Annotated in this window: 14 protein-coding genes; 6 read left to right on the top strand and 8 right to left on the bottom strand. The window is 41.7% G+C overall.

Annotation, left to right across the window (positions count from 1 at the left end):
• Positions 1 to 187 precede the first annotated feature (187 nt).
• A complete protein-coding gene (locus ACFS5N_RS11840; RefSeq protein ID WP_377185623.1) occupies positions 188 to 1,537 on the top strand; it encodes a glucoamylase family protein in 1,350 nt (449 codons plus the stop codon).
• A gap of 136 nt (positions 1,538 to 1,673) precedes the next feature.
• On the top strand, positions 1,674 to 3,854 hold the full coding sequence (locus tag ACFS5N_RS11835) for a hypothetical protein (protein WP_377185621.1): 2,181 nt from the start codon (positions 1,674 to 1,676) through the stop codon (positions 3,852 to 3,854).
• A gap of 51 nt (positions 3,855 to 3,905) precedes the next feature.
• Here ACFS5N_RS11835 and ACFS5N_RS11830 read toward each other — a convergent pair whose 3' ends face one another.
• Positions 3,906 to 4,580, bottom strand: a complete 675-nt coding sequence (locus ACFS5N_RS11830; RefSeq protein ID WP_377185619.1) for a GNAT family N-acetyltransferase — start codon at positions 4,578 to 4,580, stop codon at positions 3,906 to 3,908.
• A gap of 90 nt (positions 4,581 to 4,670) precedes the next feature.
• On the opposite strand from ACFS5N_RS11830, the gene ACFS5N_RS11825 reads away from it, so the two are divergent.
• Positions 4,671 to 5,147, top strand: coding sequence for a hypothetical protein (locus tag ACFS5N_RS11825; protein ID WP_377185617.1), 477 nt, complete (start codon positions 4,671 to 4,673; stop codon positions 5,145 to 5,147).
• Positions 5,148 to 5,150: 3 nt separating this feature from the next.
• Here the strand turns inward: ACFS5N_RS11825 and ACFS5N_RS11820 are convergent, their stop codons facing one another.
• Together ACFS5N_RS11820 and ACFS5N_RS11815 are read right to left on the bottom strand one after the other, a co-directional pair.
• Positions 5,151 to 5,306: a hypothetical protein gene (locus ACFS5N_RS11820; RefSeq protein ID WP_377185615.1), complete on the bottom strand. Its 156-nt coding sequence runs from the start codon at positions 5,304 to 5,306 to the stop codon at positions 5,151 to 5,153.
• Positions 5,307 to 5,335: 29 nt separating this feature from the next.
• Complete coding sequence (locus ACFS5N_RS11815; RefSeq protein WP_377185613.1) at positions 5,336 to 7,342, bottom strand: PKD domain-containing protein; 2,007 nt, start codon at positions 7,340 to 7,342, stop codon at positions 5,336 to 5,338.
• A 372-nt stretch (positions 7,343 to 7,714) separates the two neighbouring features.
• Here ACFS5N_RS11815 and ACFS5N_RS11810 point away from each other — a divergent pair, with 372 nt between their 5' ends.
• From ACFS5N_RS11810 to ACFS5N_RS11800, 3 genes are all read left to right on the top strand, one after another.
• The gene (locus ACFS5N_RS11810) at positions 7,715 to 8,260 is read left to right on the top strand and encodes a peroxiredoxin (protein ID WP_377185611.1); all 546 of its coding nucleotides are present in this window, start codon (positions 7,715 to 7,717) and stop codon (positions 8,258 to 8,260) included.
• 65 nt (positions 8,261 to 8,325) lie between these two features.
• Positions 8,326 to 8,910 carry a carboxymuconolactone decarboxylase family protein gene (locus tag ACFS5N_RS11805; RefSeq protein ID WP_377185609.1) on the top strand — a complete coding sequence of 195 codons (585 nt, stop codon included), beginning with the start codon at positions 8,326 to 8,328 and terminating at the stop codon, positions 8,908 to 8,910.
• A gap of 118 nt (positions 8,911 to 9,028) precedes the next feature.
• Entirely contained in the window at positions 9,029 to 9,493 is a 465-nt protein-coding gene (locus ACFS5N_RS11800; RefSeq protein WP_377185607.1) for a response regulator, read from the top strand.
• On the opposite strand, the gene ACFS5N_RS11795 is transcribed toward ACFS5N_RS11800, so the two are convergent.
• From ACFS5N_RS11795 to ACFS5N_RS11775, 5 genes are all read right to left on the bottom strand, one after another.
• A complete protein-coding gene (locus tag ACFS5N_RS11795) occupies positions 9,490 to 9,918 on the bottom strand; it encodes a response regulator (protein WP_377185605.1) in 429 nt (142 codons plus the stop codon). The genes ACFS5N_RS11800 and ACFS5N_RS11795 overlap by 4 nt on opposite strands.
• 6 nt (positions 9,919 to 9,924) lie before the next feature.
• Positions 9,925 to 11,010, bottom strand: a complete 1,086-nt coding sequence (locus ACFS5N_RS11790) for a hybrid sensor histidine kinase/response regulator (protein ID WP_377185603.1) — start codon at positions 11,008 to 11,010, stop codon at positions 9,925 to 9,927.
• A gap of 68 nt (positions 11,011 to 11,078) precedes the next feature.
• Positions 11,079 to 13,214: a sensor histidine kinase gene (locus ACFS5N_RS11785; RefSeq protein ID WP_377185601.1), complete on the bottom strand. Its 2,136-nt coding sequence runs from the start codon at positions 13,212 to 13,214 to the stop codon at positions 11,079 to 11,081.
• 3 nt (positions 13,215 to 13,217) lie between these two features.
• Positions 13,218 to 13,982, bottom strand: a complete 765-nt coding sequence (locus tag ACFS5N_RS11780) for a methyltransferase domain-containing protein (RefSeq protein ID WP_377185599.1) — start codon at positions 13,980 to 13,982, stop codon at positions 13,218 to 13,220.
• A gap of 14 nt (positions 13,983 to 13,996) precedes the next feature.
• Complete coding sequence (locus ACFS5N_RS11775) at positions 13,997 to 14,806, bottom strand: hypothetical protein (protein ID WP_377185597.1); 810 nt, start codon at positions 14,804 to 14,806, stop codon at positions 13,997 to 13,999.
• Positions 14,807 to 15,144: the final 338 nt, after the last annotated feature.

Genomic DNA, 15,144 nt, shown 5'->3' with positions numbered 1-15,144 from the left:
TTTTTATGCTTAGTAAGCAATATTTTGCGCTTTTTGTTTTAAGCACAATTTCAGTGAAATGTAAAACTGAAGAGATTTTGAAGTTGCAACCGCTATGACAATAACATCGACAACCAAACCTTTCGTTGCCTTTTTAATGCTTATTGTGTAAACTTGCATATACCAGTTGTATCCACATACGCAAACGATGAACTTCAAAATACCTGGCTTATTGGCTTGTGCTGCTGCCGTGCTTTTTTATGCAAAAACAAAGGCGCAAACACCAATACCTGCGGACATAACTATCCACAAAAACCTGACAGATAACCAACTGCTTGACCTGGTACAAAAACAAACCTTCAGGTATTTCTGGGATATGGCTAACCCCACCAGCGGCATGGCCTGCGAGCGCAGCACCGCCAGCCTAAACTTTGGCAATAATGTGGTGACTACAGGCGGCACTGGTTTTGGTATAATGGCAACGGTGGTAGCTGCCAACCGCAAGTTCATATCACGCAAAGAAGCAGCAGCGCATATACTCAAAATCGTCAACTTCCTCTCCCGGGCCGACCGTTTTCATGGAGCTTTCCCGCATTGGTTAAATGGCGCAACCGGCAGGGTTATTCCTTTTAGTAAAAAAGATGATGGGGCAGATATTGTAGAAACATCTTACCTGTTTCAAGGCCTGTTAGTAGCACAGCAGTATTTTAATGCCAACAACCCGACTGAAAAGCAACTGTGCGCCAAAATCAGGCAGTTATGGGGCGACGTTGAATGGGACTGGTTCACCCAGGGCAAAAATGTATTGTACTGGCACTGGAGCCCTGATTATAACTGGGATATGAACTTTGCCATACACGGCTGGAATGAATGCTTGATTACGTATGTCATGGCTGCCTGTTCGCCAACGCATAGTATTGAGAAATCTGTTTATACGCAGGGCTGGGCAGTAGGTAATACATTCATTAACGGAAAAACGTATTATGGTAAATATACGCTGCCTTTAGGGCCTGACTACGGCGGCCCCCTGTTTTGGACGCAGTATTCATTTACCGGGTTAAATCCGCGCGGTTTAAAAGATCAGTATGCCGATTACTGGCAGCAGTGCGTTAACCATACGTTGATTGACCGCGAGTATTGTATAGAAAATCCGCTTAAAAATAAAGGCTATGGCGCTAATTGCTGGGGCCTTACCGCAAGCGATAGCTGGAAAGGCTACTCGGGCCATTCACCTACCAATGATCTCGGCGTTATCTCACCGACAGCCGCGTTATCAGCATTTCCCTATGCACCAAAATATGCCATGGAAGCCATGCGCCATTTTTATGAAGACCTGGGCAATAAGCTGTGGGGAGAATATGGTTTTGCAGATGCCTTTAGCGAGCAGCATGACTGGTACGCTAAATCATACCTGGCGATAGATCAGGGACCAATCATTGTTATGATTGAAAACTATCGCAGCGGGTTGATCTGGAAGTTATTTATGAGCGATGCCGATGTTAAACGGGGATTAGTAAAATTAGGATTTAGCACATCCGCAGTAAAAAAGAAGTTTTAACCCGTCTGTAAAAATACTGTAGCACTACAAAGTCGATATTAAAACTTATTAACTTGCAAGCACCAATCAAACATAATAAACCAATAGTCAACGCATTTTCAGGCGGATATAAATGCCGCCAAAAAACATTAATAGCATGAAAAAAACCTTACTTCTGTTAAGTTTTATCAGCGCCGCAACGGCTGCTTTTGCGCAGGTTAAACCGGCGCCGGCATTGCCGCAAAAAACAGCTTTTCAAACAGGCAGCCCGTGGATACCGCAAATAGATGTTCGCTCTGATATGGCGATTGTTTATGGCACCAACGATAGACCTGACATGACGTTTGAACAGCGTGTACAGTCATGGCGTGACCATGGTTATCAAACCGCTTTCATGACCGGGATTGCCTGGGGCAATTATGCCGATTACTTTTTGGGTAAATGGGATGGCCAGAACCACCTCGACGTAGCACAGGTGGAGCAAAATGGCCAGCCTATTATGCACGGGCATAATATCCCCTATGTGGTGCCCGTTCCGTCATACATCGAGTACATGAAAACTGCAGTAATGAAACGTGTAATTGACGCAGGTATTAAAGAAATATTCCTGGAGGAGCCTGAGTTTTGGATGCGTGGTGGCTACAGCGTACACTTTAAAGAGGAGTGGCAAAAGTATTATAACTTCCCATGGAAGGCACAGGATGAAAGCCCGGAAAACACTTACCTGTCCAATAAGCTGAAATATCATTTATATTATGAAGCTATTAAACAGGTGTCGGACTATGCCAAGGCTTATGCTAAAAGCAAGGGTATTGATGTGAAGGTTTATATCGCCACACACTCATTGGTTAACTATTCTTCATGGAGGATTGTTAGTCCGGAGGCTAGTTTAGCATCGTTACCGGGTATAGATGGTTACATTGCCCAGGTATGGACAGGCACCGCACGCGAGGCGACTTATTTTAATGGCGATAGAAAAGAACGTGTATTTGAAAATGCATACTTAGAATACGGTTCGATGGTATCAATGACCGCCCCAACCAAACGCAAGCTGTTTTTCCTAACCGACCCGATTGAAGACGCACGTCGCGACTGGGCCGATTACAAACGAAACTATCAGGCTACTTTCACCGCTAAATTGCTGTACCCGGTAGTTGCTAATTATGAGGTTATGCCATGGCCAGAGCGCATTTACACCGGTAAATACAAAATGGCTAACAGCGATTCAAGCGTGTATATCCCTAAGTATTATTCAACACAGATGCAGATTATGGTGAACTCGCTGAACAGCATACCCGTATCTGCCAATAAAGTAAGTGGTGTAAATGGTATTGGCGTGCTTATGAGCAACTCGCTGATGTTCCAGCGCTTTCCTACGCATAACGGGTTTGAAGATCCGCAGTTTTCTATTTTTTACGGACAAACATTACCGCTGGTTAAACGCGGTGTGCCGGTACAAACCGTCCACATGGAAAACTTAGGTTATCCGGCTACTTTAAAAGATATCAAAGTGCTGGTGATGAGCTACTCTAATATGAAACCGGTTTCAGAACAAGTGCACGAGCAACTAGCCGCCTGGGTTAAAAAAGGCGGCGAGCTGATTTATATCGGCAAGGATGATGATCCATATCAATCAGTAATGGAGTGGTGGAACTCCAAAGGGAACAGTTATACAGCACCGTCGCAGCAATTGTTTAAACTGCTGGGTATCGATCAGCATAGCGGTACTAAAAAATATAAAGTTGGTTTAGGGCATGTATACGTAATGCGTGAAAACCCTAAAGACTTTGTGATGCAGGCTAACAATGATGGAAACTATCTTAATACAGTAAAAGAGGCTTACGAAACCGATGCCAAAGCGGGCAAGCTTGCATTTAAAAATAGCTTATACCTTGAACGGGGCCCGTATGACGTTATCGCGGTGCTGAATGAAAACCCGGATACCAAGCCCTACATCGTTAAAGGCCCGGTAATTGATCTGTTTGATCCGCAATTGCCGGTATTGGCTGAAAAAGTTGTCAACCCAGGCGAACAGTCATATTTGTTTGATGTTAAACGTGTGGCTAACAAATTAAAGCCCCAGGTGCTGGCGTCAGCTTCAAGGGTAACTAATGAGCAGCGGTTAACAGGCAGATACAACTTTGTGGCTAAAAGTCCGGTTAATACCCAAAATGCGATGCGTATTTTATTGCCCGCCGCAGTAAAAAATATCGTAGTGACCGATGCTAAGGGACAAGTTATAACCGATGTACAATCATCGTGGGACGCGTCTTCAAAAACGCTGTTCCTGGGTTATGCCAACAGCCCGGAGGGAATACATGTAAATATTAACTGGTAGAAGCTACTGTTTGGAAGTAGGGATTGGTAATTGGATAGTAACCACCAATCACTACTTTTTAATCACATTAAAGTTAACCTGGCTGCGTATTTCAAAACCAAGGTCTTTGTAAACGCCGATGGCTCGGTCGTTATCAGCCCTGACGTGTAAAAACGGGATGTTTCCTTCGGCTTTAATGCGGTTGATATGATAAGCCAAAAGCTGACGGGCATAGCCTTTACCGGTACAATCGGGGTGAGTACATACTGCGCTTATCTCAGCATAGGGTATGGGATTGATACGCTGGCCGGCCATGGCGGCTAATTTATCGCCCTCAAATATCCCTGCATAATGCCCAAAGTCAATAGTGCGCTGGGCAAACGGACCAGGGTTGGTTAGCGATGTTAGCTCTAGCATCTGAGGGATATGCTCATCAGTTAATTGCGTAACTATACGGGCATCAAAATCGAGGTTATCCCCCTTATAAATCATCTGGTAACCTGGTATTGTTGCCAGTACCTGCCACGGCGAGGGAATATCCGTTTCATTTATTGACACAAAAACAAAAGGGCCATCATGAGGCAAAAGCTTATAAAGTTCTATAAACTCCTGGACAGCGTTATTTTTCAGCCCTACAAATGGTGCAACTTCTTTACTAAAGTATTTAATTTGCGTATTGCCATTGCTCAGTTGTTGGTTACCTGTAGTTAAAGCATTAAATATAGGGTTGTCCAGTAGATGTTCCATCGACAGCAAACCTATAAAAAAAGAAATCTAATATATCTATCAGTAATGGCGACATTGAAATTTTACTATTTAATTACTGTTTAAACTATTATGAAATATTTGCCCCTTGCCTTAATTGCTTTATGCTTAGCAGCTTGTTCGTCGCCACAAAAAAAAGCCGGTAATGCTGACACTGTAAAAAAAGACACCGCCGCAGCAACTGCTGGCAAAGCACCTTCAATATCAACTCACAGTTTTATACACCATATAGGGCAAGATACTACCTTGATTGATTTCACTCTGATAAACGACCGGGCACAAGGTATAATGGATTGGATGCCGCACGATGGTACAGAGGGCCATAGCGGGGTAATACAGGGGACCTTAAAAAATGATACGATACATGCAGTATGGGGCTACGCCGTCGGCCGCTCAACCGATACTATGAGCGTAGAGCTTTTGTTTAAAGACTCAGCCGACTTGCGCCAAAAACCGTTGATCAAGAACGCGAAAACCGGTCGGCTGCAAACAGATGAAAACGCCGGCTTTACTATTCTTTATAAACCGGGCAGCCGCAAACATCGTTAAAAACTAATAAATGCGTTTATCGTAAATTTCGCGGAGGGCCAGGGCTAGTATCAAGCCAAATGCAACACCCAGGCCGTGGCGGTGCAGCACTATACCCGCCGCAAAGCCAAGTACAAAACCTATAACAGAAATAATATTCTTTTTACGCTTTATATCCACGCGGCAAAAGTAATAGAATAGTGTAAGTTTTATTTTATAATAGTTACACTGCCGGCCATTGCGCCGCGCCCGCTTTTAGGATTAATGACATAATAATAAACGCCGAACGGTAACTGCTTGCCCCACATTTTACCATCCCAGGGAACAGCGTAACCTACCGAAGTAAAAACGCGCGCACCATTACGATCATATACATCTACAGTTGCGTTTGGATAGCTATCAATATATTTTATTTCCCAGGTATCATTAATGCCGTCACCATTGGGTGTGAAAGCGCTTGGTATTACCGGCGTCTTGAGCACTGATATAGCCACCTGCGCTATTCCTGAACAGCCGCCCTTAGTTGTTACGGTCAGCGTGTAAGTAGTATTTACCTTTGGGCTGAATAATGGATTCAAAATATCAGGATTGCTTACACCTGTTGATGGCGACCAATTATAAGTTAAACTGTCACCGCTAACCTTTGGGTTTAGGCTGATGGGGCTCCCTTCTAAAGCTAGGGCATTTGATACCAAATTAATAGTTGGGCTTTTGTAAACCGATACGCTCATAGAATCAACATAGGTACAACCACTTGATGCCGTGAAAATATAATGGATTGTATGTTTGCCAATACCTGCAACCTGCGGATCAAACTGTCCGGTGAGCGATACGCCCGGTCCGCTAAATTCGCCGGTACCTGTATAGCCGTTTTTATTTTCGACAATTTGTTTGGCGCCCGACTCAATACAAACCGAATTTAATGGGGTTAAGCTAATGTGTGGATTGGCAAATACTTCAATATTGTCAGCTTGCGGAACCCGGCAGGTAGAGGTTTCGCCCGAAGACGCAAAAAGTACAATATGATAGGGCTTTGAAATTACCCCAGCAGGCAGGTTGTATAAATGTTTAAACTGATTATTGGCCGGTATCTGGTTGGCCGACCGGTAATAAACACTACTGGTGTTGGGTGCACCATTGGCGTCCCAAAATATTTCGACTTTAGTAATGTTTCCGAAGCTAACTGACGAGGTATTAGTAAGTGTTACGCTATCTGATGCGCAAAGCGGTTTACTTATGGTAAATCCAGGTGTTGGGTTATCCCCGTTTACCGTAAACAAATGCGTGGTGGTTGCTGAGCAACCCGAAGGAGAAGTTAACGTTAATGAAACGTTATACGTCCCTGTACCAGAATAATGATGCTTCGGGTTTTGCAGAGATGATGTTTGATCAGCAGCCAGAGCATATTGGTCGTCGAAATTCCATAAATAGCTGTAGCCGCCGTTGCCATTAGTATATGTTGTGGCGTCCATAAATTGGGCATATTGGTCGTCCTGGCAAACGTCGGGCAAAGTAAAGGCCGGCGTTGCCGCCGGTTGCACAATAATAGATTTTGTAGCTGCATCGCTGACACACGACGTGGAAGAAACTACTTGTAACGAAACAGTATATTTGCCAGCCGTTGTATAAATATGTTTTACCGGCCTGTTGTCAGGATAAGACACCTCAGAACTACCATCGCCAAAGCCCCATTTCCATTGTACTATGGTGCCATTTTGAATGCTTGAGCTATCTGTTAAAGTTACCTCCTGACCGGGGCAGCTTTGTGTCTGCATGCCAAATTTGGCCAAGAGTTTAGGGCTTACATTAACCTGGTGTTGAACTGTTGACTTATCGCCGCTTAGTGAGGTGACAGTCAATATTACCGCGTAATTGCCATAACCATTGTAAGTGTGCGTGGGATTTGATAGCCCCGATGTTTGCCCGTCGCCAAAATCCCACTCCCATTTAGTTATGGCGCCCTTTGGGGTGGATTGATCGGTAAAATTGACCGTTTTAGATATACAGCTTATGCTGTTGTCGATGGCTGCATCAAATTCAGCTACCGGCTGGTCAGTAATAAGTCCCGGCCCATTTAATACCGTCAAATAACTGTTGTGAACGGCTTTACCTGTTTTTGAACTTACCATTCGGGCATAGCCTTTATTGCCTACACCCATAAGCAAGCTTAAGAGTAATACCAGTAATGATATTGGCAGTTTAGGTAAATTTTTCACACTGTGAAGGGACATAACATTTATGGCTCAAGCCGTTTAAACAAGCGCTCGATGATGATTTAAGGTTATTATTTGCTATTGCAAGATATCCATATTGAAACATTAATATCTAATTAATAATACAGGCATCTTAATTTTTACAACTCTGCTTAAAAATAGGGGGCTGCTTTTAAACCTGCAATGCATTATAAGTATGATTTTATTTAACAACATTTTGAATATCAAATAACTATAAAAATAACTATCAGGCATTTATAAAACTTATTACATATAGTTGCTATTATAGATATTAACTATAGCACATCTATAATTATGATAAAGACTGTGTTTGTTTTACACTATATTTGCAACAGATTTAAACAATAAAACATTATGCTTACCATAGGACAAAAATTCCCATCATTCTCAAAAACTGCTGTAGTTAGCCTTGAAAAAGGTAAAGAATTTGAAACATTAACCTCTGATTATTTGGTTAACGACGATAACGTTTGGACAGTTATGTTTTGGTGGCCAAAAGACTTTACTTTTGTTTGCCCTACCGAAATAGCCGAGTTCAATAAAAGTTATGGCGAGTTCCGCGATCGCGAAACCCGTTTGATCGGCGCTTCAACCGACTCTGAGTTTGTGCACCTGGCCTGGAGAAACAATCATGACGACCTGCGTGATCTGAAATTCCCTATGCTGGCTGATACCTCAAAATCCTTGGCTGAAGAGCTGGGTATTTTGGAGCCGAACGAAAAAATTGCTTATCGTGCTACTTTCATTATCGATCCGCAAGGTGTCATCCGCTGGGTATCAGTTAACGACCTGAGCGTTGGCCGTAATGTAAAAGAAGTTATACGTGTGCTTGACGGTTTACAAACTGATGAGCTTTGCCCTTGTAACTGGGAAAAAGGCCAGGAAACTTTAAGCGTTTAATACATAAAAAATCCCCGGCCTAAACCGGGGATTTTTTTATAAATGATATTTACACTATACATATTATGAGCGAAAGCACTGAAACCATAAATGATTTTTTGCAAAGCCTGGGCCTGGCTACTGATTACCGAACTGCAAGCCTTTCATTATTAGAAAATGGCGAGTCGCGCTATTTACGCGACTTAAAATTAAATTTTACAAGCACGTTAACTTCTGAACAGCTAAGTACCAAAGAGTGCGGCTTGCTGGGCTTAAGCGTTGCCATAAACAACAATAACCTGCCGTTAACCAACTTTTATACTAAATATGCAGCCGAACAAGGCGCTACGGCCGAAGAAATTGCCGAGGCGGCTGCGTGCGCATCGTTACTTGCGTCGAACAATGTTTTTTACCGCTTCAGGCATTTTACACAAAAAGAAAAATACAGCCAGATACCCGCTCGTATACGCATGCAGATTATGATGAAACCCGTAACTGGTAAAGAGTTTTTTGAGCTGATGAGTCTCACTATATCTGCCGTAAACGGCTGCGAAATGTGTGTAAATGCGCATGAGGATTCATTAATAAAATTAGGCGCAACCGAAGAGCGTATTTTCGATGCAGTGCGTATAGCGTCCCTGGTTACATCAACCGGAAAAATTATATTCTAATTTTGTTTTTGTTGAAATTTATCACTAATTTGTAATAAATGGGGTTATTGCTTATCTAATGAAACGTAATGACCCTATTTTACGTTAACACAGCAATAAAATTAAGTGTCACCCTCAAATGGCCGACAAAAAGATAGCAGTATTGTATGTTGATGATGAAGAAAACAACTTGTTTTCTTTCAAGGCGGTATTTCGTATAAAATACCAGGTATATACCGCGATAAGTGGCGACGAAGCACTTAAAATTCTTGCTGAAAAACCTGTGCAGGTTATTATTACAGATCAGCGCATGCCCGCTATGACAGGCGTTGAGTTTCTGGAAAAAGTTATTCCTCTTTACCCCGATCCAATACGTTTGCTGCTTACCGGCTATGCCGACATGAATGCCGTGGTCGATGCGATTAATAAAGGCAAAATATTCCATTACCTCACTAAACCATGGAACGAGGACGAACTGGATATAGCTATTACCCGTGCTTACGATGCTTATTTAGAGAAGATAAGGCTGAAAGAAGAAAACGAAAAGCTGGGTGTATCAAATGATCAGCTGGAATTCTTATTAAGACAGAGGCTGCTTTCTTAGTTATCGTCAGGCATCGTTAAACCAAACTCAGCGCTTACTTTAGTTAATAATGACCGCAGACCGTCAACCGTAATAGGTTTGGTTATACGCGCTTTAAATGAACGGTATGAACCCATGCGGTTTATGTCAGATATCTCGATCGAAGAGGTTAGTGCTACGATATAGTATTTATCTTGCAAGGCCTGCTCAAGTTTTTCAAACTCCTCTATAAACTCAAAGCCATTCATCATCGGCATATGTATATCCAGGAATACGAGTACGATCTTGATGTTGGTATCGTGTTCGGCTTCTATAATATGTTGCAGGGCAGAAGATGCGTCCAGAAAGCTCTTAATTTTGTAGGCGCTGCTTACATTGCCAATCATTTTACGGGCGATAAAATGATCGAGTTCGGTATCATCAATAATTATGAATGATAAATGCATGTAAACTTATTTGCTCGGAATAATTACTTTAAATGTTGTTCCCTTGTTTAACACGGAGTTAACCTCAATTTGGCCGTTAAGTTTCAGTAAAGCGCTTTTAACGTTATATAAGCCAAAACCAGAACCCGCCTCCTGCGAACTGGCGCGATAAAACAAGTTAAAGATCTCGCCTAAATGATTCCCTAAGATACCGATGCCGGTATCGCTCACTGTAATTGTGGCAACGCCCTTGGCTACTTCAATGATCAGTTCGACCATTTTGGCATCGGTATTTTTGTTTTGATACTTAAAAGCGTTTGAAAGCAGATTGTTGAGAATGAGTTTCAATGGCACCGTATCACTTCTAAATGGCTCGCGCTGGTTAATGCTTACTTTGAAGTTGATATTGCTATTGCTGGCATTGATACGATAGATATCCTTAAATTCATCCACCATCTTCTGAAAGTCAACTTCAGTAATGCTCAATTCGCCGCGCTGAAGGCTGTAATAGTCATGCATACTTAAAATATAAGTATCAAGCTTCTTTAATGACTTCTCCATTAAAAAAAGCATCTCTTTCATCTCAGCGATATCGTGCATATCGCGCGCTACATCTATCGCACCTAAAATTCCTGATAACGGACCGCGAATATCATGACTAACGCTGTACGCAAACTTATCTAGCTCATTATAAGCACGCTGCAGTTCGTCATTTTTGATGGCCAGCATTGAATTGGCCTGATAAAATTTATTAGCTTCCTCTATAGCCGAGACAAGTTCAGCTTCCATCCACGGTTTCTTTACAAAACGAAAGATATTACCCCGGTTTATAGAGTCAATTACCGAGTCGATATCTGTATAGCCGGTTATCAGGATACGCATAGGAAGCGGATGGGTAGCGCGGATATCCTCGAAAAATTCGACACCGGTTTTACCAGGCATACGCTGATCGCAAAAAACAACCCTGATATCCGGATGCTTCTCCAGGTGCTCAAGCGCCGCCGGCACAGTTACTGCAGTAAAAACCTGATAATCCAGCCTTAAGGTTGCTTTAAAACCTGTCAGATTATCCATTTCATCGTCCAGATACAGTATTTTAATTTTCTCGGCCATTTTAATCAGTTTTATAATCGGTAATTGTGATTTGTCAAATTAGTTAGTCAAGGTGCTTTATACGCACATTAAGCAGCTTTAGTGTCATAAACTGCCGGAATTTTTAAAATAAATTCAGTACCCTTGCCAACTTCTGAGTTTACCAGAATTTGACCATTGTGCTTTCTGATAGTATTGTAGGCAATGCTCATGCCTAAGCCGGTACCTTCACCAACATCCTTAGTGGTAAAAAATGGCTCAAATATTTTTTTCATGGTCTGCTCACTCATACCAATGCCGTTGTCTTCAATTGATATTTCAACACTGTCGTTTACCAGCGCCGTGCTTACCTTAATTTCTCCGCCGCCTGCGTCACCAAATTTTTTATCGACAGCATACGCTGCGTTTGATATAATATTTAAAAATACCTGGTTAAGCTTACCTGCATAACACTCTACCAAAGGCAGCTCGCCATAGTTTCTGACAACCTTGGTTTTGTTACCGATAAGATTGTTGGCAATAACCAATGTCGATTCAAGGCCTTCATTTATATCGGCGCGCTTCAAATCGTCCTCATCAAGTCTGGAGAATATCTTCAATCCCTTAACAATTTCTGCCGTGCGTGATGCGCCTTCATAAATGCCTTTTATCAGGTGGCGAATCTCCATAACCAGATAGTCAAAGTCTATCTCCTCCTTATATTCATCAATTTGCTTTTTCTTTTCTTCAGGTGATGCGTCAGACTGGCTTACGTTTTCAACGGTGTTCATCACATCAAGTATCATTTCCACGTCGCGCTTAAGCGGATTGATGTTTGAAGTTACAAAATTGATCGGGTTATTGATCTCATGCGCTATGCCGGCAGTTAATTGACCCAGCGAAGCCATTTTTTCTGAATCAACCAATTGCGATTGAGCTTGCTTTAAATCTTCAAGCGACTGGTTTAACTCTTGTGTACGTTCAGTTACCTTGGTTTCTAATATAACGTTTTGCTCTCGGATGATCTGTTCGTTCTCCATCGCTCTCCGTAAAGCCTCAGCTTGCGACGCTTCTTTCTCGCGTTTTAAAATATTGATCCTGTCGGCCAAACCGAAGGATAGTAAAGCCATTTCAATAACCGTAGCGCCCTGCATGGAGTAGCTGGTAAATGTAGTATAAGGTAATACACCTGCGTCCTTAAGCGCAAATATTACCGCACCTATCAATAAACTTAGCCACGACAAGAACACAAACCGTGCAGGCCGGTAGCCGCCATACATTACAATAAGCGATACAATAATTAAACTAAATGCAAATAGCGTGGTAAACATTTGCATGAGTTTAAAGCCCAGTTGTATCTGCCCGGACAGGGTAACGACAAACGCAATAGCCATCAATACTATAATGGCAGAAAGCACCTTGTCAAACCTGCGTGCACGTATGCTTGTTGACAGAAATATCTTAGTAAATAATAAGGCGGCTATTGGCCCGATACAGGCAAACAAGATTACACTTTTTAACTCAAAGCCTGTTGCGCCCGGCCAGAGGTATTGGAATGTAAAGCCTTTGATACCGATTTGAACAAGACCTACAGAGGCCACATAGATCACATAGTACAGATAGCTCCTGTCTTTAACAGAAAAGTAGATGAACAAATTGTACAAAAACATGATCAGAATTGCACCTATAAACAATCCTGACAGTAAGTCTTCGCGACTCAGAACCTGCCATAAGGCCTCGGGCCTGTTCACTGAAATAGGTAAAATCAGTTGCTCTGCACTTTTTATACGCAAATAATAAGTTTTGCTGTTATTTTGAGGAATGTTAAGATCGAAGATATAATCTGGATGGTTATATCTTCGGGTATTAAAAGGCCTTACCTCGCCCATTAAACTTCCATGGTAAACGCCCTGGGCGTCAGGCTCAAAAAGTTCAACCTCATCCAGTATAGGATATGCGACATCAAGCAATAAACTCTTATTGGCCGATTTGTTATCAATGGTAAAACGTAACCATGTACTACAAGTTGAAAACCCTAGGTTAGGAACCTCTTTATCATATTTCTTAAAATCTGCCGATTTGATCACATCATTAATACCCTGTTCTTTGTTAGACTGCAAGATGTAGACGCTTTTGCCTATTAATGTGCGATTGGTGTTGTCATCAATCACCACCTGCGCGATAGCCTTAGAGCTAAATACTGCAAAGGCAATGAAAATCAACGTTTTATAGAAATACTTTCCCATTTTTTATTTAATACAGGTAGCAACCACCAGATTAATTGAGCATGCAAAGTAGCCCGCAGCGTCTGCTTCTTTTAACGCCCCGTAAAGCTCTTCAAATTCTTGTGGTGTAATAAAGCCATGTTCGGCGGTTTCCTGAATCATTTTTTCTATCCAAAGGTATTGGTTCGCATCCTCTAAACTAGTAAGAATAAAGGGATGTATTTCAAATTTAATGTCTTTGAAACCACTTTGTCTTAAATAATGTGTTAGTTTACGCGCAGCAAATCCATTGTTAATTTTAGTATCAGTAAGATATGCGGTTAGCTTTTTATGAATATCCATAAATGGAGTATAAAGCGCCAAACTATGCCAATCGGTTTCGATAATTACAAACGGACTGCCGGGTTTTAATATTCGGGCTATCTCATCGGCCACCCGCTGTGGTTCTTTTAAATGTTGAATAACCCGTTCTGTACGTAAGCCATCAATGCTCTCGCTGTCAAATGATAACGGATAAGCTTCTGAAAGGATAAATTCGACATTATTCAGATTTTTAGCGTCTGTACGGCCCTGCTCCAGCATAACCGGGTCATGATCAACACCAATAACTTTTACATTTTCGCCTACTATTTTTGCAATTTCTATTACGTCCTTACCTGCACCGCATCCAAGGTCAATAATGGCGCCGCTGTTTATTTTCTCAAAATAGGTGTATGAGGCTTCTTTGAGATTAACTAATAATCTTCTTGAATTTTGCAGATAGTTAATGTCGTAATGCTTTTCTGACATGGCTTTAGTATTGATTATAAAAAATTAATATCGCGTTCGTTAAGATCGGTTTGAACAAAATCCTGATTGGCTGATTGTATGTAATCTTGCAAATTCCATTTTTCCAGCTGTGGAACAGTTAATGCACAATGAATGGTAATTTTTTTTTGCTTTAGTTCTGTAATAGTCCAGCTATCGGGATTTTGGCGCATTTTCATGATCTCTTCGCGATCTTCCTGCTGTGCCAGGCTCATCTTATCCAAATCATTCAAAACCATAGCTGTGGCTATTAAATCAAGTTTAGGGTAGTAAAATGTGCCTTTATTGCCAATATTGCTTACCAGTTCCATTCCGCAATTTACTACTGGTTTAACGGTATAGGGTGCGCATAACGCAAATAGTGTTTTCAAACCAACTTGCGAGGCCAATGCCACACCTGTCCGAATAAGCAAGGGTGTGCCAATGCCGTAGCCCTGAAGTTCGGCCGAATTCCAAAGACCGCAAACCTCTCCGGTTCCGCGCCGGCTATATTCCCAAACCAATTTATGAATTGAAGGGTCAAGCAAACTAACTGCTTGCTCAATAGGTAGTGGCTCAGAGCCCCCCGATACATGTACGCGCGCGCCTCCAAAAACACGGCTACCGTCCATTGATTCTACAACGATTACAAAAACCGCGGGATTGGTTGTCCAGCCGTTTTTAGAGGAAGTGACCTTTTTAACCCCAATACTTGTTAATACATTAGTGTGTCCCTCAACAAATAATGCACAGGTATCGGGTTCATCAATGGCCCTAAAAGCTCTGAGGCGAACCTCAGGTATCGCTTTACTCAAATTTTCATCCATCCGTTGTTCTTGTTGTATAGCTTATCAACAATTAAAATATTAAAAAGGTAAGCCTTAAAACGGCAATTTAAATAACTATGTTACATCACAACCCGTTAAAAATCAAAGGTGTCAATCGTCTGACACGACAATCGATTGCTTATAGGTTTAATTACCGAAAAGTAATAAAATAATTCCTAAAAAGAATAATCTCGCAAAAACATTAAACAGGGAACATAATCGTCTATTTAATGCTTAAATAAAATATTGGGACGAGGGGCATTAAGTTAAGTATTAATTAATTCGCAAAAGCTATAATTTTAAAAAAATAAATTAAAAATATATTTTAAACAGCTATT

Source organism: Mucilaginibacter ximonensis, from assembly GCF_042686265.1.
Classification (GTDB): Bacteria; Bacteroidota; Bacteroidia; order Sphingobacteriales; family Sphingobacteriaceae; genus Mucilaginibacter; species Mucilaginibacter ximonensis.
The sequence above is the reverse complement of the archived record's forward strand: the minus strand, read 5'-3'. Positions and strand labels throughout refer to the sequence as shown.

Coding starts and splice junctions, on each gene's coding strand:
- ACFS5N_RS11835 (WP_377185621.1), top strand. CDS start 1,674: ATGAAAAAAACCTTACTTCTGTTAAGTTTTATCAGCGCCGCAACGGCT.
- ACFS5N_RS11830 (WP_377185619.1), bottom strand. CDS start 4,580: ATGGAACATCTACTGGACAACCCTATATTTAATGCTTTAACTACAGGT.
- ACFS5N_RS11795 (WP_377185605.1), bottom strand. CDS start 9,918: ATGCATTTATCATTCATAATTATTGATGATACCGAACTCGATCATTTT.
- ACFS5N_RS11800 (WP_377185607.1), top strand. CDS start 9,029: ATGGCCGACAAAAAGATAGCAGTATTGTATGTTGATGATGAAGAAAAC.
- ACFS5N_RS11775 (WP_377185597.1), bottom strand. CDS start 14,806: ATGGATGAAAATTTGAGTAAAGCGATACCTGAGGTTCGCCTCAGAGCT.
- ACFS5N_RS11810 (WP_377185611.1), top strand. CDS start 7,715: ATGCTTACCATAGGACAAAAATTCCCATCATTCTCAAAAACTGCTGTA.
- ACFS5N_RS11780 (WP_377185599.1), bottom strand. CDS start 13,982: ATGTCAGAAAAGCATTACGACATTAACTATCTGCAAAATTCAAGAAGA.
- ACFS5N_RS11840 (WP_377185623.1), top strand. CDS start 188: ATGAACTTCAAAATACCTGGCTTATTGGCTTGTGCTGCTGCCGTGCTT.
- ACFS5N_RS11825 (WP_377185617.1), top strand. CDS start 4,671: ATGAAATATTTGCCCCTTGCCTTAATTGCTTTATGCTTAGCAGCTTGT.
- ACFS5N_RS11805 (WP_377185609.1), top strand. CDS start 8,326: ATGAGCGAAAGCACTGAAACCATAAATGATTTTTTGCAAAGCCTGGGC.
- ACFS5N_RS11785 (WP_377185601.1), bottom strand. CDS start 13,214: ATGGGAAAGTATTTCTATAAAACGTTGATTTTCATTGCCTTTGCAGTA.
- ACFS5N_RS11790 (WP_377185603.1), bottom strand. CDS start 11,010: ATGGCCGAGAAAATTAAAATACTGTATCTGGACGATGAAATGGATAAT.